The organism is Streptomyces lushanensis, assembly GCF_001700515.1.
Taxonomy (GTDB): domain Bacteria; phylum Actinomycetota; class Actinomycetes; order Streptomycetales; family Streptomycetaceae; genus Streptomyces; species Streptomyces lushanensis.
The window spans coordinates 1-723 of the sequence record NZ_MAUD01000545.1; the positions used below are offsets into that span (position 1 = coordinate 1).

Consider the following 723-nt stretch of genomic DNA (forward strand, 5'->3'; position numbering starts at 1 on the left):
CGCCTTCCCCCGGCCCCGTATCCTCGCCTCCGCCTGCGCCCACTTCTCCGTCCAGCGCGCCGCCGCCCTCCTCGGGCTCGGTGAGGACGCCGTGCTCCCCGTCCCCGTCGACCGTCGACTCCGTATGAGAACCGACGCGTTGGCCGCCGCCCTCACCGGCTGCGTCCGGCGCGGCGAACTGCCGGTCGCCGTCGTCGCCACCGCCGGGACCACCGACACCGGCGCCGTCGACCCGCTCCGCGCCTGCGCCGCACTCGCCGCCGAGCATGGCGCGTGGCTGCATGTGGACGCCGCGTACGGCGGCGGCGCGCTGCTGTCCGACCGGCTCGCGCCGCTGCTGGACGGTCTCGCCCTCGCCGACTCCGTCTCGCTCGACTGGCACAAACTCGGCTGGCAGCCGGCCGCCGCCGGTGTCTTTCTGGTCCGGAGGTCCGAGACGTACGCCTCGCTCGCCCGCCGCGCCGCCTATCTCAACCCGGCCGACGACGAAGAGGCCGGCTACCCGAGCCTGCTCGGCCTCTCCCTCCGTACGACCCGCCGCGCCGACGCGTTCAAGATCGCGGTGACGCTCCGCACGCTCGGCAGGGAAGGTCTCGGCCGGCTCGTCGACGCCTGCCACGACCTGGCGGTGGCGGGCGCCAGAACCGTGCGGGAGCACCCCCGGCTCGAACTCCACGCCGAACCCGTCCTGACCGCCTTCCTCTTCCGCTATCTGCCGGCCGA

General features: G+C 74.8%; 1 protein-coding gene. It reads left to right on the forward strand.

Annotated elements, in window-relative coordinates:
* Window positions 1-723, forward strand: a 723-nt coding sequence (locus BFF77_RS31030) for a pyridoxal phosphate-dependent decarboxylase family protein (RefSeq protein ID WP_245703913.1), incomplete at both ends; no start/stop codon positions are given.